Below are 21,321 nucleotides of genomic sequence, written 5' to 3'. Positions count from 1 at the left end.
TTTACCCCACCAACAAGCTAATCCGACGCAGGCTCATCTGATAGCGAAAGGCTCCGAAGAGTCCCCTCCTTTCCCCCGTAGGGCGTATGCGGTATTAATCCGGATTTCTCCGGGCTATCCCCCACTACCAGGCAGATTCCTACGTGTTACGCACCCGTCCGCCGCTCGTCGGCAAAGAGCAAGCTCTTCCCGCTACCGCTCGACTTGCATGTGTTAGGCCTGCCGCCAGCGTTCAATCTGAGCCATGATCAAACTCTTCAGTTTAAATCGTTGTGTCGTTTCACCCGAAAGCAAAACAACGGCTCAATGTCACAATTAAACGTACATGAATTTACAGGCATGTTCGCTTGATCAATTAAGCATCTTAAATGTTTTCAGCCGAAGCTGATTAACCGATGCAATCGCACAAGCGCCCACACGAATTGTCTGATATCTTGTTAAAGAACTTGGTTGAAATCAGGAGATTCTCAACCCTGACCAGCAGTTGGTGCCGATCAGCAAGGCCGCCTATCTTACCGTGGCGACTTTCGTTGTCAAGCGATCATTTCTCTTCCGGAAAAAGCCGTAGAAGAAAGAAGCTCTCCAACTCGCTGACGTTGCCACTCAGGCCGTGTCAGCGGAGGCGCATCTTACCGCGCCAGCTTGATTTGTCAACCGATTGTTTTTCATTCATTTCAAAACAACCCACCTTCAAACCGCACTTCCCGGTCAGCGATGAATAGTCATTCTGCTGATCCGTGGGTGACCTCTGGGTCAGTCCGTGGAAGTGGGGCGCATTCTACGGTACTCAGCCGAGATGACAACCCGTGGTTATTACCTACAACAAATGTCGTTCAAATAATAACTACCGGTTAAGAAAGACCAGACGCTTTACTACACGTAATCTGACGATAAGAAGCACTGTGAGCACAGCTGCATAAATAAGCGGCTCTCTATAATCACTTTTAACCAGCCAGAGAAAGTGAATAACGGCGAGACCTGCGGCAATGTAAACCAGTCGATGCAATTGACTCCACTGTTTACCCAGTCGCTTCATCATTTTTTTGGTTGAAGTAGCACCTAGAGCAATCAGAATCGACAAAGCAAAGGCACCAATAATTATATAGGTGCGTTTATAAAGGTCTTCTAAAAGTGTCTGCCACTCCCAGGACAGCATAAAAGCGAGGTAGGCAAATAAATGCAACACTGCATAGAATAAGGCAAATAGACCCAGCATCCGTCGAAATCGGATCAGCTTTCCTATTCCTGTCAGGCGTCGTGCTGGTGAGATGGCCAGTGACAAAAGCAAAAATATTAATGCCCACTCTCCCAGCCCATGAGTAAGCGCACTGGCAGGATCTGGCCCCAGATTATTTTCAAGAGCCTTGATCATCAGGTTTGCCAGTGGAAAAAAGCTGAGAGGAAATACAACAACTTTGATTTTGGCAACCCGATCCATAGCCCTCTCCTTTAATATAAGAATTTTAATAGAAGCGTGTTAAGTCCATACCCTTATACAAATCGGCAACCTCTTCTCCATAACCATTAAATGGGCGTGTCTTAATTCGGTTAGGAGAGAGCAGCGTACTCGGCAAGCGTCGTTCATGTTTCTGACTCCAGCGAGGGTGATCAACTGCCGGGTTCACATTGGCATAGAAACCATACTCTTCGGGTGCAGATGTTTCCCAGGTTGTTTTAGGCTGCTTTTCGGTCAGGCGGATTTTGACAATAGATTTGATGCTTTTGAAACCGTACTTCCAGGGCACTACCAGTCGGAAAGGTGCGCCATTCTGGTTCGGCAATATGTCGCCGTATAATCCTGTTGCCATCAGAGTCAAAGGATTCATGGCCTCATCAATCCTCAAGCCTTCGACATAAGGCCAGTCCAGAGAACCAAAGGAAGCCTTCTGCCCCGGCATCTGTTCAGGATCATGCAACGTTGTAAACTCGACAAAACGGGCTTTGGAGGTTGGCTCAAACTGCTTAAGGATACTCGAGAGAGGGATGCCAATCCATGGAATCACCATGGACCAGGCTTCAACACAACGTAGCCGATAGATACGCTCCTCCATAGCATGAGGCTTGAGAATATCTTCAAGATGGTATCGACCAGGTTTGGCAACCTCACCTTCAATAACTACTGACCATGGCTCGGTCTTCAGAGTATGAGCATTCCTGATCGGATCACCTTTTCCGGTGCCAAACTCATAAAAATTATTGTAGGTAGTAACATCTTTGTGGGGCGTGAGTGCTTCAGTGGTCGTATAAACGCTGGGGTTAAATTCAAGAACTTTCTTTTTTAGCCATTCAGGGCCTGATTGAGAAGGAATAGCATCGGCTCGAGTTTTTTTGCTGACGGCTTCACCCTCCTGTGAGCACCCTGCCAGCATCAACCCCAACCCAGCCAAAGCAAAACGTCCAGACTGCTGCATAAAGTGCCGTCGGCCATGATAAATAGACTCTGGCGTAATCTCACTACTGCAACTATCTGATCGTTTTTTTATTTTCAGTAGCATGATATCTCCTTATCAAACACTACTTTTTTACGGCCATTCTGATGAATTGATCATACAAATGACCGGTTTTTCTTCATACTGCCAAGGGATATTGTTGAGCTCAAGCACCTATCTCCCTCAGCCATAAAAAAAAGCCAGCGATGCTGGCTTTATAAAAAAACAAAGAAAAATTAAACCGTTTCTTCCGGCTCACTCTTGTCTTCACCAAGCCGCCAGATCGCGGTAATCGGGCCAGAGCAGGCATAAGCCAGAAAGATCAGCAGCAGTGTTCTGGGAGGATCCATAAACACCACAGCAAATGCCAGAACAATTGCCAACAGGAACACAAAGTGTACCCGACCTCTCAGATCAATTTTCTTGAAGCTGTGATAGCGAATATTGCTGACCATCAGGACACCAGCACCACCAGTAATCAGCGAGCCAAGCAAGGCAACAAAAGTGGATTCACCATTGAAGCCAAAGTCACTTAATGCCCACACCATACCGATCACAACTGCTGCCGCCGCAGGACTGGCAAGGCCGGTAAAATAACGACTGTCTGTGACTTCAATCTGGGCATTGAACCGGGCCAGTCGCAGAGCAGCACAGGCAGCATAGATAAAGGCTACCATCCAGCCAAACTTGCCAAGATCCTGCAGCGCCCAGCTAAAAGCCACCATGGCAGGGGCTACACCAAAGGTGACCATATCCGCCAGACTGTCATACTGCTCACCAAACTTGCTCATGGTATTGGTCATTCTGGCCACGCGACCATCCAGACCATCCAGAATCATGGCCACAAATACTGCAATGCAGGCCAGGGAAAAATTACCCGCCTGTGCAGCAATAATGGCGTAAAAACCGCAAAACAGGTTGCCAGTAGTGAAAAGGTTGGGTAACAGGTAGATCCCTTTGCGTCGGATCGCCTGCCCTTCTTCAATCACCTCTTCTTCATGCTCGTCTATAGGAAAAAAGCCGTCGACGGCATCTTTATTACTCCCCGGCCTTTCCATTTTCTCAGTCATTGAAACATCTGCTCATCATTACAGAACCAGCGTGAGACTGTACCACGAATACCCTTTTTGAGGGATACAGTCAGATCAAACATTAGGCCTGTTGACGTTTCGTTGCGTACTCAGTGACCCAGAAAAGCGTCATATGCGCGAAAGACTTGTGCAGCGTGTAGTTATTCTACATCAAGCAAGTCTGACAAAGCAGATGGCGCTTTTCTGGGTCACCCTTCGGGTGGATCAGGGCGCCCCTATGACTTCGTTGCGGCATTTTGAAAGGCAACCAGCCTTACTGCAATGCCACGCCTCGTCATAGGGGCGCCCTGATCCGCTGAGCTCGCAACGAAACGTCAACAGGCCCTAAGTCAAAGACCACCCCTGCTGACATCGTTTACGAAGTGAAGACCAGAATCGCTCAGCACCAGCATGCAGGCGTACATCGTTACGGTAGAGCTTGATCTCAACAGAGCCCCAATATTCCTGATGCTTTTCCGGGTCGACGAAGTCCACCAGCTGCCCGCTGGCCAGCTCATCAACAATGGCATAGCCCGGCAGCCAGGCAATGCCACTGCCATTCAATGCCATGACTTTCAACAGGTTCGTCAGAGAAGACTCCATAACCGGCTGAAACCGGGGAAGGTCATCAATAGCCCGTAGCAAACCATTCACCTGCCTTCCCATAAACGCTGCCGGGCTGTAACCCAGAATAGGGACAGGCTCAGTCTGGTCAGGCTTGAAGAGAGGCAAACCATCGGCATCTGGCGCACAAACCGGTCGAAGTTCGGTGTTACCCAGGGAAAGGCACAGGAAAGGAGGCTGCATCAGGGCTTCAATATCAAAAGCCAGGAGAAAATCACACCGCCCCTCCTGAAGGGCCTCAACAGCCAGATCGACATCAATACTCTCGACCCGACTTCTCAGAACATGGCCATCATTGCTCATGGTTTGTATCAGCTCTGGTAACAGCGTTACGGAAAGTGAGTGGGCTGCAGCAAAGTCCAACGGCTGTGGCCCTACACCATTCTGTCCTTTCAGCTGGTGCAGGCCATCTTCCATCTGTCGAAGCAGGTTTCTGGCAGTCGTATGAAACAATCGCCCCTCCGGCGTAAGCGCCAGGGGCGTTGTGGCTCGATCAATCAACTCAACACCGAGCGATTGCTCAAGGCTGCGTATACGGCGACTGAATGCCGGTTGAGTGACATTCCGAAGCTGCGCAGCCCGGGAAAAGTTGCGCAGCTCCGCTAAAGCCAGAAAATCTTCCAGCCATTTGGTTTCCAGGTTCATCCAGACTCAGAGCTATTCGAATGTGCCCTTCACCAGTAATTCACCTTCTGACATTAATAACTGCCCGCGGGAAATAACATGACTGACGACAACCTCATGCTGGCTCAGGGCGGAGTGAGAAAATGCGGTAAAGTCAGCATCACAGCCTACCGCTATTCGACCTTTTGCAATACCCACTGAGTCTGCCACATTCGTGGAAAGGAGGGAAAAGATATCGCTCAGACCAAGATCGATATCCAACAGTCTCGGTATTGTCTTAAGGTTGGAATCCACATTGGCTGCTGTAACACCAACCATCTCACCCTTCGCATTAAACTTCGGCATACTGCCATTGCCGTCTGAACTGATGGTCAACTGACTGATTGGCACGCCCTGAGATAAGGCATAACGAACGCTGTCTGCAATATTGTCGAGCCATGCACCGCCAGAAGTCAGGTCGATATGCCCACCCCGTTTTGCCAGATCGACAGCTTCGGCAAAAATACTTTCGTTACGGTTAATATGGGTTGGTGAAAAATGCTGAATCGGCAGCCCCATGGTAATCAGCTGATTAATCTGAGCCATTGGATCTGGCAATTCGCCCATATGAATATGGAGAACACCTTTCTTACCAGACACCATTCCCCCGATACGGATGTCAGATACCATTTGAGCGAGAACTTCCGTGGAAGGGAATGAACAACGGTGGTCTGCCAGGGCAACCTTAACCCCCATGACTTTATCCACATAAACCATGTCGTCACGGATGGAACCGGTGATGGTTCGGGTTGGCACCTCATAAGAACCCGTATGCATGAAGGCATTCACACCTTCAAGTTCCAGTGCCTTCACCTTTGCGTACAGATCCTTTGGTGAACGGGTAATGCCATCCGTTCCAAGAATGCCCACAACAGAGGACAGGCCCGCTTTTACCAGATCAGAAAGCATCAGCTGAGGTACACGGGTAGCATACCCTCCTTCACCGCCACCACCGATTAAATGCACATGCTGATCAATGAGTCCCGGACCAACAATCGCGCCCTGCATATCGACCACATGACAGTGACCAGGCAGAACCTGATCCACTTTATCTTCAATGGCAACGATTTTAGTTCCACAAACCAGTATATCTTTTTTCCCAAGATACTCCGGTGAATACAGCTCAGCATTCTTCAACAGCAGAAACATTTTTCCCCCAGAGAAAAAGAAAGCACCTGAAAAGGTGCTTTCTTTATCAGCCTCTTTTTTCAGCTCATATTTAAGGTGGTTGATTTGCGGTCAGCATCTGATAAAGGTCATCTTTTAACTTTGCACGATGCTGTTTCAAATCGTTATAAACGTCATCGGTTACGGGTAAATCACTGTCTTCTAGTCCACGCACCTGATGATCCAGCTTGTGATATTCATTTGCCTTTTCAGCAAAGACGCTATCTGTTTGTTTTAATCGGTTAATTTGATCATGATGCTCTGGAAACTCATGAGAAAGGCTATGGCTCAGAGCATCTTTTATTTCAGACATGGAGCAACCTCCTTTAGAACAACCTGAATCAGTTTAGGCAGCTTCCAAAGTAGGTGCTATTGTCCATATATCATGCGGCCTGCTGGTGAACGTCGCCCTGGTAGTGATTGTCGTGGCCAGTGTAATACCAGTCGACACAGGCTCTGGCTAACAGCTCAGTAGCATCAACACACAGTTCAGGTTTCTGTCTGGCAATACTGGCAAGGCCGATCGGAATTTCAGTACAACCGAGAATAACGGCTTCGGCGCCTTCATTTATCAATGCATCAAAGACCATTTCCATGCCCTGGGCACCCTGCTCAAGACGACCCGCCTTGATGTCATAGATAGCGGTCATAACCTGCTGCTGGGCAAGGTCATCAGGCACCAGACACTGACCACCCATTGTGTGAATGCGTTTCTTATAAATTTCAGCAGCAACGGTTGCGTTGGTTGCCATCAGTCCCGCATTCAGAATGCCTCGTCGAGCCAGCTCGTTGCAGACAACATCCACAATGCTGATCATCTGAACTGAGGCATGTTCTTTCAGAGCATCAAACCAGTAATGGGCGGTGTTGCAGGGAATAACCACGCATTGTGCTCCTGCCTTTTCCAGCCTCTTAAGACCTTGCAGCAGAGCTGGAAACGGGTCTTCTCCTCCCTGAAGGATACAGGCACTGCGATCCGGTATCTGCGGCACATTGTGTACCAGCATCGGGATATGATCCTGATCAGTCGCTGCCTGACTCAGGGCGATCACCTTCTGCATAAAATCCACTGTAGCCAGTGGTCCCATTCCCCCAAGAATCCCCAACATCATTCTGCTCCACACCAGAATTGGTCTCTAAGCACAGTGTTTTCCATAGGGCAGGTAGTTGTGAAATGCCTAAAACGGTCAAATTATGCCGAAATGGCATAGGTCCTGTTGGCTACACTACTTTCGCTATCCTCAGAGGTTTGTGGTACAAAAACCGTTAACGATTAATTTCCATTACCAAGAACCTGAAATACTCATTACTCTGAGCACTTCCAAGTACGAGAAACTGGTATTTCCATAGAAAAGGTCAGCCACCATGCGTTACTTTCTGGCAATTATTTTGCCGCCATTAGCCGTGCTACTCTGCGGTAAACCATTTCAGGTGATTCTGAATATCATTCTGACCATTCTGGGCTGGATTCCCGGTGTTATTCATGCACTTTTTGTTGTTAATAATCATCTGGCCGACAAGCGTAACAAAGAGCTGATCGACGCTATTGAGAAAAAAGATTGAGTATGAACATACAAACTTCGCTGTCTGACCATGCCTTTCTGTCCCGCAGTCTGAAGATTACCGGAGCATTGGTTATTTCGTTTATGGTGGCTGGCTGCCAGAGCACTTATTACAGCGCCATGGAAAAAGTAGGCATTCATAAACGCGATATAATGGTAGATCGCATTGAAGATACCCAGAGTGCACAGGAGCAAGCACAGGAGCAGTTCCAAAGCGCACTGGAGCAGTTCCAGAGTGTCATCAACTTTGATGGTGGCGACCTCGAAGTAGCCTACAACGATCTGAATGCTGAATACGAAGACAGCCTGGCCGCTGCAGAAAAAGTAAGAGACCGTATTGCCAGCGTCCAGAGTGTTTCTGATGCGCTGTTTGACGAGTGGGAAGAAGAGCTCAGCCTATATAAGAGTGACAGCCTGCGTAGAGCCAGTGCTCAGAAGCTGAAAGACACTCGACGTCAGTATCAGCGAATGATGGTTAGTCTGGAAAAGTCTGAACAACGGATGCAGCCAGTGCTGGATGCCTTTCAGGACCAGGTGCTTTATCTGAAGCATAACCTGAATGCCCGGGCCATCAGCGCACTGAAAGGTGAGTTCAATACCATCAAGGCCGACATTGATCGCCTGATCAGTGATATGCAGGTTTCCATTGACCAGTCACGACAGTTTATTAAAGCGCTCAAGCAGCCTTAATAGGCGATATTGCTGGAGATAAACTATCTCCAGCAAACCTTATTCTTCCCCCTTCACCGAAAGCCCAGTTTGAGATTGCAGCTAGACTGAGATGGCAATCCAGTAACGGTCTCACAGTGAATAACTCACCGCTTTCCATACTCTCCCAGACAAATACCATTTTACTGATGGGAGCCATCGCGATTATCCCGATGCTTCCCATTACGCTATATATCCCTATTCTTCCTCACATCGCCAGCCAGTTTGGCTATGACACCGAGATATTTCAGCTGACCCTGCCGCTCTTTATCATCTCTCAGGTAATAGCCATGCCCATAACGGCCATGCTGTCGGATACTGGCTATCGGTTACAGGCGCTCTACTGGGCTCTGATGGTATTTATTATCGGAACAGTATTGTGCATTGGCTGGCCAAGCCTCTGGTTATTCTGTACAGGCCGAGTATTACAGGCATTTTCTGCAGCAATACTGATGACGGTGATCCCCGCGCTGATTAATGAATGTTACGACACAAATTCAGTCGCCAGGATTCTTTCCTACGTTACCGCCATTGGTTTTGTGATTCCCATTGTTGGTCCTGAGCTCAGCACGCTGGCAAGCCAGCGCTGGAGCTGGAATTCAGTCTTTGCCTTTATGCTGGCTTACAGCATGATCACTTTCCTTATCTGCCGAAGAAGTATTGGGAAAGCAACACCACCAGCAAACAGGCTGACTATTGAACCATTAAAAAAGGGCCTGTATCACTGGAAGATAATGGTGCAGGACAAAGAGACTCAGGCCTTTCTGGTTTGCCATACGGGTATTGCCGTTGTCGGCCAGATCTACATCAATAATTCAGCCTTTCTGTTTCTGGATTATTACCAGCTCACAGAAATCTCCTATAGCTACCTGATCAGTGCATTGTATGTAAGCCGAACGGCCATAACTTTGATCAATGGTCTGCTGCTAAAGCACGTTCTCTATAGCAAGCTGATAGACCTGTCCCTTCCAATGTTGATGATACTCGCACTTTGCATGCTGCTGCTTGACTGGTTTTATGGTGCATCGCTGATTCCCAGCCTGATTTTGGTTGTTGCTTTTTTTGCCCTTTCCGGTCTGGTCGTTACCAATGCGTTAACCGGTGTGCTTAAAAACCATGAGAGTTGCAGTATGCAGGCATCTGCCCTGCTCTTTATCGTATTCTCAGGCACCGCCAGTATGCTTAATATTGCGTTGATTGCACTGCATGATGGCACTCCCAGGGTGTTATCGATGGTTTCCATGCTCATCCTTATCCTGACCTATCTTCTCTATCAGAGAATCAAATCAGGCTCCTGAATTATGACCATCACGGTAGAGAGCAATGATACCGAGGCTATAGATCTGGCTGAGTATGTCGCCTTTTGCCACAACCAGAATAAGCTTCATGACAGAGAGCAGATACTATCCACTGCATTCATGCTGCAACGTCTCGCAAACAATAAAGATTTTCTGCTGGATTTTCTGAATACCAAGCTGAAAGACATTTCCCTGTACGACGTCAAAACCGACTTTACGCCCCCCAGTTTCTACTTATATCAATGCCCGACCTTCTCTGTACGTGCTGCTGTCTGGCTAACCGATAACAGTGAGGGCGGTGACATTGCCAAAGGTTATGGTGTAACCCATAACCATCACTTTGACTTTCTGACCTGTGGCTATTTTGGTCCGGGTTATCGAACCATTATTCATACCTGTAAAGCGGAAAAGCAGCATGGAATCATTGGCAAGAGTATGGAGATGATATTTCAGGAAGATACTCTCCTGCCTGAAGGCAAGTTGATGTTTTACCACCACACCGAGGACTTCCATGTTCAGCTGCCACCTGAGTCACTGTCCATCTCAATCAATCTGGTTTTTCCTACTCATCCTGATGCCGGTATTCAATGTGCCATTGACCCTGAAAGCAGCAAACCGATCGCACGCCTGGATACTCTGCCAGCAACAAACAGCCTGATGGCTGTTGCCCGGTTTATGCACAATGATGACACCACTACCCTATTACAAGATATTGCGCTCAATCATCACTGCCCAAGAACACGGGCAATGTGTTTTCAGTGTCTGATAGAGATCGTCCCTTCTGATCAACATTATTTCCTGCGTCAGGCCAGCCAGGATCAACACGACTATGTACGTTCGATCTGCAGAATAAACGACAGATAAATCAATGTCGGAAAAATAATTTCATTAGAGACAAGCGGTTATGAGAAATCTGTATTTTGGGTTAATAAATATGACTCTACACTGGAATCAGTCGTTTATTTGATACCTGCATCCCAAGTACAGAGAGGGGTAAGCATGAACAAATCCCCCTTCACACTATCAACCCTTACCCAGCAAGCCAATCAACTGCTCTCTAGTTCAAACCCACGATTTTCTGACTTCAGCCGTCTATTTGAAGGTTTTAACCAGCAGAAGGCGAGTGAGCTATTTAACAGTATTCTAGAAGAAATTCTGCTGCAGAAAATGCACGATAAAAAACCGGCTTACTCGGATCAGATTCATCTGATTGCTACAGGCGACTTCAACCTGACACTGAATGTGATTGGTCAACGTGAAAACACTGATAACACACTGTGTGCCAGTGAGTTCGATATGATGGTCATCAATATGCTGCCTGAAACGGTCGCAGTTCCCCGCTATGAGACCTCCATCAGGCCCTCATCGGTTTATAATCGTCCGCCACCACTCAAAATGCTTCCTCTCCAGGAGCTAAAACCCTATACCCCAACAATTTTTCAGGCTTATAAAGATATCGCCGTTCTGGATGAAGCGACATTACAGGCACCCTGTCTGATTATTTATTCCCGTCCGCTGGCATCAGTGACCTGGGTATTTGACCAGGTCAGTCTTGATCCACTGGCGCTGACTGATAATAGCCTGCAAAGATCACGAATCCTTCTGGCGGTTCGAATTCTTGGGGAGCTGGGAGAACAGCACCATGTAGATACTCTGGATAGCCTGTCCAGGTCTGACTTTGACTATTTTGTACGCTGGGAAGCAGCGGAAAGCGTTTATAAACTGGATGAGTGGCGAGGAACCAGGCTACTGCAAGATCACCTGGTAAATGACAATAATCCTGAAATAGCAAAAGCCGCAAAACAGACACTGGCCATGCTGTCGGATGAGACCCATCAAGCCGAGGAATCAGTCCATGGCCTGTACAATTGAGCCATCCACAGAAAGTGCCATCTCTCTGGAAGAGTACATCGACTTCTGCGAGAGTCACCCTGAAATGAAAGAGCCGGATGCTGCCATTGAGCATGCAGGCAAGCTTGGTCAGTTGTGTCACAACCCATCATTTTTTACGGACTACCTTAATGATGGATTGAAAAGTCTGAACCAATTCCAGCAGAAGAATGATTTCAAGCCACCAAACTTTGTTCTCTATTACGGATCCTACTTTGCTATTCGGGCCATTGTCTGGCTACCAATGAGTGAACTGGCAGCAGATGAGCTGCTCTCCTACTTCGACGGGCATGACCATAATTTTGATCTGCTCACCTGCAGCTATTTTGGCAGCGGCTATCGAACCGTCATTTACCAATACGACCACAATCAGGTCACAGGCTACATTGGCGAGCATGTCGATCTGGCGTTTCAGGAGGATACTGACTTCCCTCATGGAAAGCTGATGTACTACTTCTCAAGCAGAGATGTTCATACCCAGTATCCTCCGGATGAGCTTTCCATCTCCGTCAACCTGATCATTCCACGACCGGGTGAGCCAAAGCTGCAATTCTTTTTTGATGTTGAAAAGCAAGTCATCACTGGCTACGTGAATGATCTCACCATGCGCAACCCAGTCTTTAAGACGGTGGAAGCGATTGGTAATGACAACAGTATCGATCTGCTACTGCGTATTGCCAGTCATCACCCCTGCTTTAGAACCCGGGGTCTTGCCTGGACCACTCTGTTTAATATGGAGGGTATTACCGACGACTTTTTCAATCTTGCCATGCAGGATTCTCACTCTTATGTGAAGCAGACCGTTCTGGATACCATCGGCAGTCATAAGACGGCCGAACCGAAGGGTGTCTACTGTCTATGACACCCAACCATTAGCAAGGGAGCATCAGCAATGAAATCTTCCGGCAGAAAGCTGAAAAAAGGCTTTGTGAAACTGGATCAGCAAGTCAGCCTTGCCAGTGCCTATAAGCGGGTTATCAAAACGACAGTGGCAGGCCGAGAGCTTGGCTTTGGCTGCAACCTGAAACGGTAGTCTATCCAAACCACCAAATGTTCTTCGAAGACAATGTAGCACCCATAAAAAAACAGGGTATTTCTGGATAGAAATACCCTGTTTTTCTGGACTCTAAACTATGCGTCAAATAACGCTCAGTCTGATTAGTTTTTCTCTTTATCAACCAGCTTATTAGCTGTGATCCAGGGCATCATTTCACGCAGCTGGGCACCAACCTTCTCGATTGGGTGGGCAGCGTTGTTACGACGATAGGCAGTCATGGATGGATAATTCAGAGCACCTTCAGAGATAAACTTCTTGGCATACTCACCGTTCTGAATATCTTTAAGTGCATCACGCATCGCCTTGCGGGACTCATCGTTGATAACACGTGGACCGGTCACATACTCACCATACTCCGCATTATTGGAGATGGAGTAGTTCATGTTGGCAATACCGCCTTCGTACATGAGATCAACAATCAGCTTGAGTTCGTGGAGACACTCAAAGTAAGCCATTTCCGGTGCATAACCAGCTTCAGTCAGGGTTTCGAAACCTGCCTTAACCAGCTCAACAGCACCACCACAAAGAACGGCCTGCTCACCAAAAAGGTCCGTTTCAGTCTCGTCTTTGAAGGTAGTTTCGATGATACCGGTACGCCCACCACCCACACCAGAAGCGTAGGAGAGAGCAACGTCCTTGGCCTTGCCAGAAGCGTCCTGGAAAATAGCAATCAGGTCAGGGATGCCACCGCCTTTCACAAATTCTGAACGCACAGTATGACCTGGGGCCTTTGGTGCAATCATGATGACATCAAGATCAGCACGGGGAACCACCTGGTTGTAGTGGATGGAGAAACCATGGGCGAAAGCCAGAGTCGCACCCTGCTTAAGGTTTGGTTCAACCACTTCTTTATAGAGCTGGGACTGAAACTCGTCAGGCGTCAGAATCATAACAACATCAGCCTGGGCGACAGCCTGAGGTACTTCAGCCACGAAGAGACCAGCAGCTTCAGCCTTAGCCCAGGAAGAGGAGCCCTTACGCAGGCCGACAGTTACTTCAACACCAGAGTCTTTCAGGTTATTAGCATGGGCATGGCCCTGAGAGCCATAGCCAATGATAGAGACTTTCTTGCCACGGATGATGGAGAGGTCACAGTCTTTATCGTAATAAACTTTCATCGAATAACTCCTGAAAGAAAACACCGGCCCGGCGATAACTGGCTAGCTGATGAATTTAGGCTTTTTATTTACACAGCGGCTGCACGCAGGAGCCGCTCTCTCAACTTGGAGTACACCATACCCGATAGGTGGTTCTGCGTATAGTTGCATTTAGTGATATATTTGCAATCTTGAGTTGCAAAAAATGAAATAACCTTTATTTATATATGGCTATAGACCTTCGCCCTCTAAAACAGTTCCTCGCGCTGGCTGAATCCCTGCACTTTAACCGGGCCAGCCTCATTTGCCATGTTAGCCCATCGACCCTTAGCCGAAGTATCAAGCAGCTGGAAGAGCAGCTGGGCGTGGCACTTTTCGAGAGGGACAATCGAAGTGTCTCATTAACTCCGGAGGGAAAGCGATTTCAAGCCTATGCCCGTGAAGCGCTCTCTCAATGGGAGATTATTCATAATGAACTGATGGCAGGTGCCAGAGAGCTTCACGGCTCGCTAAGCATGTACTGCTCAGTAACGGCCAGTTATAGCTTCCTGTATGACATTCTCAGCCAGTTTCGACCAAGGTATCCGGGCATTGAAATAAAGCTGCATACCGGTGACCCTGAGCCAGCCATACAAAGAGTATTAACAGAACAGGAAGATCTGGCCATTGCAGCAAGGCCCGACAGCCTTCCCACAGGGCTGGCATTTCAGCAAATAGCAGTTTCTCCTCTACTGTTTATTGCTCCAGTGAATTCTCAGCTACCGGAATATCTTTTTAAAAAGCAGCTGTCCTTTGATGATTTTGATGGCATCCCAATGATTCTTCAGGAGAAGGGAATCGCAAGACAGCGACTGGATTCCTGGTTTCAGACTCATGGCCGAGCCCCAAAAATCTATGCCCAGGTTTCAGGTAATGAGGCCATTGTCAGCATGGTGAGCCTGGGGTTTGGTGTCGGAGTTGTCCCGGAGATTGTCCTGAATAACAGCCCGCTGGCTGAAAATGTTGAGATATTGAACGTTCGCCCGGAACTTAAGCCGTATAAAGTGGGGCTTTGCGTACTGGAAAAAAAGCTGAAAAACCCTCTGATCGCTGCATTCTGGAATCAGATAGCAAGCATAAAATAATGCTATTGATGATTCGTCGCGATTAGAGCAGGAATTTCAAACACCACAGCCCCATTGTCATCAATAAAGTGATGAAGGGCTTCTTGCGCGGCCTCTCTGATCTGCTCATCCTGGCTGGTTGAAACCATAATGTTATAGATGGGCATCCATCCTTTCAGCTCTGCATCAATCAAAGTATCAAGGTCAGGAAAGCGAGCTAACACCGTCGTTTTAAGAATGTTCAGGTTATTAGCACCTGCATCGACAAAGATATCTCGCAGTTGATCAGGGTCTCCAAGGCAAAAGGGCTCATTCATTAACTCGGCAGCATTTTCCCCAATATACGTTTTAAAAATTTGAGCTAAAGACCTATAGACTGGGATGTCGTTCAATAATCCATGCACAGCCACCGCTATTTTCCCATCAGGTTTTACCGTCCTGAGTATTTCCGATATTGCCTTAACCTTATCGCCAAAAAACATCAGACCAAATTGGCTTACAACCGCATCGAAAACACCATCCGGAAAGGGGAGGTTTTCTGAATTACCATTTTGCCAGTGGATATCCGCTGCCAGGCTGGAAGCAACTGCAAGCATATCCGGGTTCAGGTCGAGTCCAGTAACACTTCCCAAAGAGCCTACTCGTTGGAGAGCCTCACCCGCCAGCACACCGGTGCCGCAGGCTACATCGAGCACATGTTGCCCTGATTTAATACCCGCTGCATCGGCAACAACAGAAGCCCATTTTGCAAATATTGCTGGAACTAATGTCGTCTGGTATATCCAGGCAGGAGAGTGCTGGATTGCATCGGCCTCATGTTGCATAGGAAGTATCCCTTGGAAAGCAGTTCGGGAGTGATAAAGTCAACGAGTAGCGGACAGACACAGAGGTAAATCCCCCTGAATTAATGGCAGCAAACCGATATCTTGCCCAAATATCAGGATTTATTCTGACTTATTTTACTCTTCTTTTTATGAGAACCCTTTTTGGCCGTTTTTGTCATAGCCTGACAGGAAGGACCGGTCATATCCTTCGATAAAAAAATCAAAAAAGGATGTAAAGGTGCATACTTCAAATGGCAAGGGTCACATAAAGTCCGGACTATATTCTCTTCTGCTGATGTTAATGGCCAACCTCATCTCGGTTAAAAGCTGGGCTGTCACTGGCAGTGACATCTCTCTTATCGACTTGATGATCGATAGCTACGAACTGAAAATGTTTGCCTGGGCTGACCAGCATGCCTATTCCAAAGACGGTCCTGGTATTGATGCCCGGCCTCAGGAAGTGAGAATGTACCAGAGTTTGCTTCATCTGGATGAATATGAAGGAAAGCTGGAAGCGTCTCTGGAAGAACTCAGCCAGTCTCTACAGAATTTCTCCGTAAACTGGCAGGAGCAGAAAAAGCCAACCAGCCATTTTGCTAAGGAACTAGAAAGCACACAGCAGGCTTTTAAAGCGTTTCTACGCAGTAAAATGAGCAACTCTCCTAACGTGAGTATCCGGGCAGAACAAATTGATAAGTTACTGACCCTTTCATCAATTTATGTATTTATGGCCAGTGATGCCAGCACCAGCTTTTCCATTACAGAAAAGTACAATACTGAAGTTCTGATTTCATCATTGGACTCTTCTTTATCTGAGTATCCGGTCAGAGATAGTAACCTGCTACCGAAGTGGCGCTTCCTGAAATCAGCTTTTTTGCGTGAAGATTATGTAGCACCATTACTGGTCAAGCGGCACGCTCTATCAATGGCATTGATTCTTGAGCGGTCATTGGATGATGCATAAGGCGTGATGCCTGGCTGCTCGAGTCTATGACTCTCGTGAATAACCAGGACAGTATTAAAAAACGCCCTTGCGGGCGCTTTTTAATAAATTAGAGAGACAGCACTTTTTCCCCGCGGGAAATGCCTGTCACTCCACTTCGAACCACTTCCAGAACCTGTGCCTGACCAATTGCCTCGATAAAGGCATCCAGTTTTTCACCGGTTCCAGTCAGCTGAATCGTATAGACAGAGCTGGTCACATCAACAATCTGCCCACGAAAGATGTCCGCTGTCCGCTTCACCTCAGCACGCAGTGGCCCACTGGCACGCACCTTGATCAGCATCATCTCCCGCTCAATATGGGCACCTTCGGTCAGATCCACCAGCTTTACCACATCCACCAGCTTGTTCAGCTGTTTGGTGATCTGTTCAACGACCTGAGGATTACCAACGGTGGTCAGCGTCAGGCGGGACAGTGTATTGTCCTCCGTTGGAGCAACATTCAATGTTTCAATGTTGTAGTTACGCTGGGAGAAGAGTCCAACAATGCGCGACAGTGCACCAGGTTCGTTCTCAACCAGTACAGAGATAATCCGTTTCATCAGGTCCTCTCCGTTTTGCTGAGCCACATATCGGCCATATTGCCGTCCTTGATCTGCATGGGGTAAACATGCTCACTGGTATCCACCTGGATATCCATAAAGACCAGTCGGTCTTTCAGAGAGAACGCTTCCTCCATAGCTGACGTCAGCTTGGCTGGATCCGTAATCCTCATGCCTACATGCCCATAGGATTCCGCCAGCTTGACAAAATCGGGCAGTGATTCCATGTAAGAATGGGAGTAGCGGCTGTCATACTGCATATCCTGCCACTGTCGCACCATACCCAGAGCCTGATTATTCAGGTTGATGATTTTGACATTCAAATCGTACTGAAGGCAGGTCGAGAGCTCCTGAATATTCATCTGGATACTGCCTTCACCGGTTACACAGGCAACATGACTGTCCGGGAATGACAGCTTAATCCCCATGGCAGCAGGCAGGCCAAAGCCCATAGTTCCCAGGCCACCGGAGTTAATCCAGCGGTTAGGTTTATCAAATGGATAGTACTGGGCAGCAAACATCTGGTGCTGACCCACATCAGAAGTGATGTAGGTGTCTTCGCCCTTGGTCACCTCATACAGAGTTTCAATGACCTGCTGAGGTTTCAGGATCAGACCATCACCCTTGTCGTAAGGGAACAACCCCCCTCGGCCTTCACGCCACTCATTGATCTGACGCCACCAGCTGTCGAGAGCTTCCTGACCAATACGGGTATCTGTCTCTTCCACCTGACGGATCATGGTATCCAGAACAGCGTCAACCGGGCCAACAATCGGCACATCAGCCTGAACGGTTTTGGAGATACTGGCAGGATCGATATCAATATGAATGATCTTTGCATCCGGGCAGAACTTTGACGTGTTATTGGTCACCCGGTCATCAAACCGAACGCCCACTGCCAGAATCAGGTCAGCATTATGCATCGCCTGGTTTGCGCAGTAACTGCCATGCATACCGAGCATACCCACAAACTGACGGTCTGAACCAGGATACGCACCCAGCCCCATCAGAGTATTAGTCACCGGTACATTCAACGTTTTCGCCAGCGCTGTCAGTTGTTCAGAGGCCTTGCCCAGAACAACACCGCCCCCCGCATAAATAATGGGCTTTTTAGCCTCTGCCAGCAGTTCAACCGCTTTGCGAATCTGGCCATTGTGACCTTTAACCGGTGGGTTATAGGAACGCAGTCGTACCTTTTCCGGATAATGGTATTCGTACTTTTTGCTCAGGTCGGTAATATCCTTGGGGATATCAACCACAACAGGCCCTGGTCGGCCAGTCTGTGCCAGATGGAAGGCCTTTTTGATGACTTCCGGAATATCTTCAGCCCGCTTGACCAGAAAGCTGTGTTTAACAATGGGTCTGGAAATACCCACCATATCCACTTCCTGGAACATATCACTGCCTATAAAGGCAGACGGTACCTGACCGGAGATCACCACCATAGGGATGGAGTCCATGTAGGCAGTTGCAATACCGGTAATGGTATTGGTTGCCCCCGGACCAGAGGTTACCAGAGCCACACCCGGCTTACCGGTTGCTCTTGCGTAACCGTCCGCCATATGGGTTGCAGCCTGCTCATGACGTACCAGGATGTGTGTAATGGCCTTCTGCCGGAAAATGGCGTCATAGACATGCAGAAGAGCACCACCCGGATACCCGTATATATACTCGACTCCCTCATCAGCCAGTGATCGGACCACCATGTCCGCGCCGGATAATAGCTCCACTTGCTAACCCTCGGCTTTGCTCATTATTTGGAATGAATTTTTATATCGCCCCGAATTACTGAAAACAGGGCGCATTAGAAATTGGCGAACTCGAAAGTATTCTCTTAACTAAAAGCCTTAGCTAACAGCCTTCACCAACAAGTGCAGCTCCAGGCTGCCTGAGACTCACAATTCTGGCTTGCAGAACTGCTACATTCCTGTGCGGGTAGGAGCAGTGCACCAACAAATCATCTCAGCACAAGATCGAGAAGTCGGTACACTAAGGAACACTCTCATCTGAGCCGCAGATAAACGGCATCAAATTGTCGCATAATTCCCAACGCAGCTTCTTGGGCAGCTTCAGGAGATGCCATTTTTGACTTTCAGCAGCCATCAGTCAATACAAATACGGGTTTTGCTTCGGTGAATACGAATTTTTTTCACGGAAAGACGATAATTAACTAATGCAACAATAAAGATCAGGGATCGTTACCGTGAAGCAACTACTGTTTTTAATTGCTCTAATGCTGTCTTCAGCTGCGATAGCAGAGCCTATCTATAAGTGGAAAGACCACAAGGGGGTTGTTCACTTCTCAACGACCCCTCCAGAACAGCAAACTAATACTGAGACTATTGCCAAGCCCGATCCACAAAGAATTTCAAACGGCGACAGTCAAATGACTCAGAAGAAAGAAGACAGTGAAGCAGCTGTCAAAAAACAGGCAGAAGAGCCTGTTGAAGAGCCACAGCAGAAAACCGAGGAAGAACTGGCCTACTGCAAATCACTGAAAGGCAACATAGCCATGCTGAAAAGCAGCCCGCGGGTTCGCATCAAAAACAAAAATGGCGAGTATGAAATTCTCGATGATTCCGGCCGTCAGAAGGAGATAGCCCGTATTAACAAGCTTCTGAATGAGTTCTGTAACTAGCTTGCACGATATACAGGCAGGAAGCACATGCCTTCCTGCCTATTTCAATATATTGATCAATATTTCAGCAATTCAGACTATGCCTGCCTGCAATTAATTTCCGTATGATTTCAGTCTGCCCCCTAACCTGATTAAGGGGTAAGAACCTCCTCACATACCACTCATCGAGGGTATGTAAACGGATACTGAATGATAAAGCAGGGAAATAATAAGAATGAAAAAGCTTATCTCCAGAACTACCAGCTTTCTAATTGCAGGAAGCCTTAGTGTTTCTGCCAGCGCCCTCAATATACTGATTACTAATGATGATGGTTATCAGTCAGCCAATTTACAGGCACTCTATAATGCAATGAAAACTGAAGGTCATGATGTCATTGTTTCGGCACCTGCTGGAGAGCAGAGCGGTAAAGCCGCATCTTTTAACTACTTCAGTCCAGCTCCTATTGGTCAAGACATCAGGGATAGCAATGTTCACTATGTGGATGGCACACCTATGATGGCGCTTCTCTATGGTCTTGATGTATTGGCACCAGAACGCTGGGGAGGCAACCCTGACCTGGTTCTATCGGGTATTAACTCTGGACATAATGTTGGACTGATTAACCCAACATCCGGCACTGTAGGGGCAACGGTCACTGCTGTTCGCCGGGGAGTCCCTGCCATTGCCCTCAGTGGAACCCATGGTAGCGATCGTGATGGTACATCTTCTTCACTGGCAGAACTGGTGATTCCAATTATTGAGGCCCTGGAAAGCAAGAACCCAGTGCTACCTGAGGGGTATGGTCTCAATATCAACCTGCCAAGCCTGCGTAAGTTTGCAGCCGAGAGCATAACTTACGAGCTGACAACCGCCAGTGACTATTCAGCCAATGTGCCTGTTTTTGTCACCGATATGTCGCCTTACTCCGTACCAGAATATGGAATCAACCTACCCGCCGAACCCGGCATTGTATTTACCTCTTACGAGCGAAGCAGTGCTCCAGAAGATGATAATGCTAATGCAGAAGGCAAGAAGGTAGAAGAAGGAGCTGTCGCGATCAGTTTGCTGGATGCCCGTTATGGTGCAACTACCTATGACTTTTCAGCCGAAAAAGCCCAGTTGATGTTACGTTCCAGATTATCTGGTCTGTTAAGTGGATCATCAATGACCTGGCCAAAGTAGTACGTACCAAGGAGCGTCCTCAATTAACCATAATGGCTGTTAATCAGAAGCCTGAATTGAGAGAGCCCCACAGAATCAGAGCCTTATACAATAAACGTTATAACCACGTTATGTGCATGACTAGCTGGACGGAAAGACAAAGTGAAGTGACGAGGCATAGCTGTTGCGAGGAACTTCAACGCAGGACTTCCGTTCAGATAGCCAGTGCAACTGGGGATTTAGAAAGAGCGATCGGTATTGCTTCTAGCCTTTTAATACCTTCCTTCACAGACAACAACCGACTCGCTTGTGGGCATATGGAAATATGCATAGAAACTCCCACCCCCACTTTCAAAGAAAATCATCGGCTGGCCAGTTAAAAACCAGCCAACATATGCTCACCCCCAGCCGAATCCTGCCGATTTTGAATAGTTAATGTGTTGGTGTTGACTGATAACGACAAGCCATAGCTTGTCCAACCAAGCTATCAGCTCACGAACATTGGT

Annotated in this window: 22 protein-coding genes and 1 rRNA gene; 11 read left to right on the top strand and 12 right to left on the bottom strand. The window is 47.8% G+C overall.

Translation table 11 applies throughout. From position 1 onward, the window contains the following. The 8 genes from AK963_RS06605 to cuyB form a co-directional block, all read right to left on the bottom strand. Positions 1 to 264, bottom strand: a 16S ribosomal RNA gene (locus tag AK963_RS06605); the annotation flags it as partial. 580 nt (positions 265 to 844) lie between these two features. Continuing rightward, the gene (locus tag AK963_RS06600) at positions 845 to 1,438 is read right to left on the bottom strand and encodes a protein-methionine-sulfoxide reductase heme-binding subunit MsrQ (protein ID WP_066014670.1); all 594 of its coding nucleotides are present in this window, start codon (positions 1,436 to 1,438) and stop codon (positions 845 to 847) included. A gap of 25 nt (positions 1,439 to 1,463) precedes the next feature. Then, a complete protein-coding gene (gene msrP, locus AK963_RS06595) occupies positions 1,464 to 2,495 on the bottom strand; it encodes a protein-methionine-sulfoxide reductase catalytic subunit MsrP (RefSeq protein ID WP_066014669.1) in 1,032 nt (343 codons plus the stop codon). A gap of 170 nt (positions 2,496 to 2,665) precedes the next feature. Then, positions 2,666 to 3,499: a CDP-diacylglycerol--serine O-phosphatidyltransferase gene (pssA, locus tag AK963_RS06590; protein ID WP_066014668.1), complete on the bottom strand. Its 834-nt coding sequence runs from the start codon at positions 3,497 to 3,499 to the stop codon at positions 2,666 to 2,668. Positions 3,500 to 3,844: 345 nt separating this feature from the next. Continuing rightward, positions 3,845 to 4,768 (bottom strand): LysR substrate-binding domain-containing protein, encoded by a 924-nt coding sequence (locus tag AK963_RS06585; protein ID WP_066014667.1) that lies wholly within the window; start codon positions 4,766 to 4,768, stop codon positions 3,845 to 3,847. Between the two features lie 12 nt (positions 4,769 to 4,780). After that, the gene (gene iadA / locus AK963_RS06580) at positions 4,781 to 5,935 is read right to left on the bottom strand and encodes a beta-aspartyl-peptidase (RefSeq protein ID WP_066014666.1); all 1,155 of its coding nucleotides are present in this window, start codon (positions 5,933 to 5,935) and stop codon (positions 4,781 to 4,783) included. Between the two features lie 70 nt (positions 5,936 to 6,005). Beyond that, positions 6,006 to 6,266: an HP1242/YdcH family protein gene (locus AK963_RS06575; protein ID WP_066014665.1), complete on the bottom strand. Its 261-nt coding sequence runs from the start codon at positions 6,264 to 6,266 to the stop codon at positions 6,006 to 6,008. A gap of 70 nt (positions 6,267 to 6,336) precedes the next feature. Next, positions 6,337 to 7,065, bottom strand: a complete 729-nt coding sequence (cuyB, locus tag AK963_RS06570) for a cysteate racemase (protein ID WP_066014664.1) — start codon at positions 7,063 to 7,065, stop codon at positions 6,337 to 6,339. Positions 7,066 to 7,318: 253 nt separating this feature from the next. On the opposite strand from cuyB, the gene AK963_RS06565 reads away from it, so the two are divergent. The 7 genes from AK963_RS06565 (at position 7,319) to AK963_RS33140 (ending at position 12,444) form a co-directional block, all read left to right on the top strand. Further along, positions 7,319 to 7,516, top strand: coding sequence for a YqaE/Pmp3 family membrane protein (locus AK963_RS06565; protein ID WP_020582609.1), 198 nt, complete (start codon positions 7,319 to 7,321; stop codon positions 7,514 to 7,516). Positions 7,517 to 7,518: 2 nt separating this feature from the next. After that, a complete protein-coding gene (locus AK963_RS06560) occupies positions 7,519 to 8,205 on the top strand; it encodes a DUF2959 domain-containing protein (protein WP_202969731.1) in 687 nt (228 codons plus the stop codon). Between the two features lie 116 nt (positions 8,206 to 8,321). After that, positions 8,322 to 9,521, top strand: a complete 1,200-nt coding sequence (locus AK963_RS06550) for an MFS transporter (RefSeq protein ID WP_139117278.1) — start codon at positions 8,322 to 8,324, stop codon at positions 9,519 to 9,521. Positions 9,522 to 9,524: 3 nt separating this feature from the next. Next, a complete protein-coding gene (locus AK963_RS06545; protein ID WP_066014661.1) occupies positions 9,525 to 10,385 on the top strand; it encodes a hypothetical protein in 861 nt (286 codons plus the stop codon). Between the two features lie 135 nt (positions 10,386 to 10,520). Further along, positions 10,521 to 11,393, top strand: coding sequence for a HEAT repeat domain-containing protein (locus AK963_RS06540; protein WP_066014660.1), 873 nt, complete (start codon positions 10,521 to 10,523; stop codon positions 11,391 to 11,393). Then, on the top strand, positions 11,377 to 12,273 hold the full coding sequence (locus AK963_RS06535; RefSeq protein WP_066014659.1) for a hypothetical protein: 897 nt from the start codon (positions 11,377 to 11,379) through the stop codon (positions 12,271 to 12,273). The genes AK963_RS06540 and AK963_RS06535 overlap by 17 nt, the downstream gene beginning before the upstream one ends. Before the next feature lie 30 nt (positions 12,274 to 12,303). After that, positions 12,304 to 12,444: a hypothetical protein gene (locus AK963_RS33140; protein ID WP_020582615.1), complete on the top strand. Its 141-nt coding sequence runs from the start codon at positions 12,304 to 12,306 to the stop codon at positions 12,442 to 12,444. 125 nt (positions 12,445 to 12,569) lie between these two features. Here AK963_RS33140 and ilvC read toward each other — a convergent pair whose 3' ends face one another. Further along, on the bottom strand, positions 12,570 to 13,586 hold the full coding sequence (ilvC, locus tag AK963_RS06530; protein WP_066014658.1) for a ketol-acid reductoisomerase: 1,017 nt from the start codon (positions 13,584 to 13,586) through the stop codon (positions 12,570 to 12,572). 212 nt (positions 13,587 to 13,798) lie between these two features. On the opposite strand from ilvC, the gene ilvY reads away from it, so the two are divergent. Then, on the top strand, positions 13,799 to 14,689 hold the full coding sequence (gene ilvY / locus AK963_RS06525) for an HTH-type transcriptional activator IlvY (RefSeq protein WP_066014674.1): 891 nt from the start codon (positions 13,799 to 13,801) through the stop codon (positions 14,687 to 14,689). Between the two features lie 2 nt (positions 14,690 to 14,691). On the opposite strand, the gene AK963_RS06520 is transcribed toward ilvY, so the two are convergent. Further along, the gene (locus tag AK963_RS06520; RefSeq protein WP_066014657.1) at positions 14,692 to 15,492 is read right to left on the bottom strand and encodes a class I SAM-dependent methyltransferase; all 801 of its coding nucleotides are present in this window, start codon (positions 15,490 to 15,492) and stop codon (positions 14,692 to 14,694) included. A gap of 301 nt (positions 15,493 to 15,793) precedes the next feature. Here AK963_RS06520 and AK963_RS06515 point away from each other — a divergent pair, with 301 nt between their 5' ends. Continuing rightward, entirely contained in the window at positions 15,794 to 16,456 is a 663-nt protein-coding gene (locus AK963_RS06515; RefSeq protein ID WP_139117277.1) for a hypothetical protein, read from the top strand. A gap of 88 nt (positions 16,457 to 16,544) precedes the next feature. Here AK963_RS06515 and ilvN read toward each other — a convergent pair whose 3' ends face one another. Both ilvN and AK963_RS06505 read right to left on the bottom strand, forming a co-directional pair. After that, the gene (ilvN, locus tag AK963_RS06510) at positions 16,545 to 17,036 is read right to left on the bottom strand and encodes an acetolactate synthase small subunit (protein WP_066014655.1); all 492 of its coding nucleotides are present in this window, start codon (positions 17,034 to 17,036) and stop codon (positions 16,545 to 16,547) included. Next, the gene (locus tag AK963_RS06505; protein ID WP_066014654.1) at positions 17,036 to 18,766 is read right to left on the bottom strand and encodes an acetolactate synthase 3 large subunit; all 1,731 of its coding nucleotides are present in this window, start codon (positions 18,764 to 18,766) and stop codon (positions 17,036 to 17,038) included. Before AK963_RS06505 ends, ilvN begins: the two co-directional genes overlap by 1 nt. Positions 18,767 to 19,239: 473 nt before the next feature. Between AK963_RS06505 and AK963_RS06500 the strand changes: the two genes are divergently transcribed. Both AK963_RS06500 and AK963_RS06495 read left to right on the top strand, forming a co-directional pair. Further along, entirely contained in the window at positions 19,240 to 19,674 is a 435-nt protein-coding gene (locus AK963_RS06500; RefSeq protein WP_066014653.1) for a DUF4124 domain-containing protein, read from the top strand. Positions 19,675 to 19,888: 214 nt separating this feature from the next. After that, positions 19,889 to 20,836, top strand: a complete 948-nt coding sequence (locus tag AK963_RS06495; RefSeq protein WP_066014652.1) for a 5'/3'-nucleotidase SurE — start codon at positions 19,889 to 19,891, stop codon at positions 20,834 to 20,836. Positions 20,837 to 21,321: the final 485 nt, after the last annotated feature.

The sequence above is a fragment of the Endozoicomonas atrinae genome (assembly GCF_001647025.1).
Lineage (GTDB): Bacteria > Pseudomonadota > Gammaproteobacteria > Pseudomonadales > Endozoicomonadaceae > Endozoicomonas > Endozoicomonas atrinae.
This window is presented reverse-complemented; position numbering and strand designations above follow the sequence as displayed.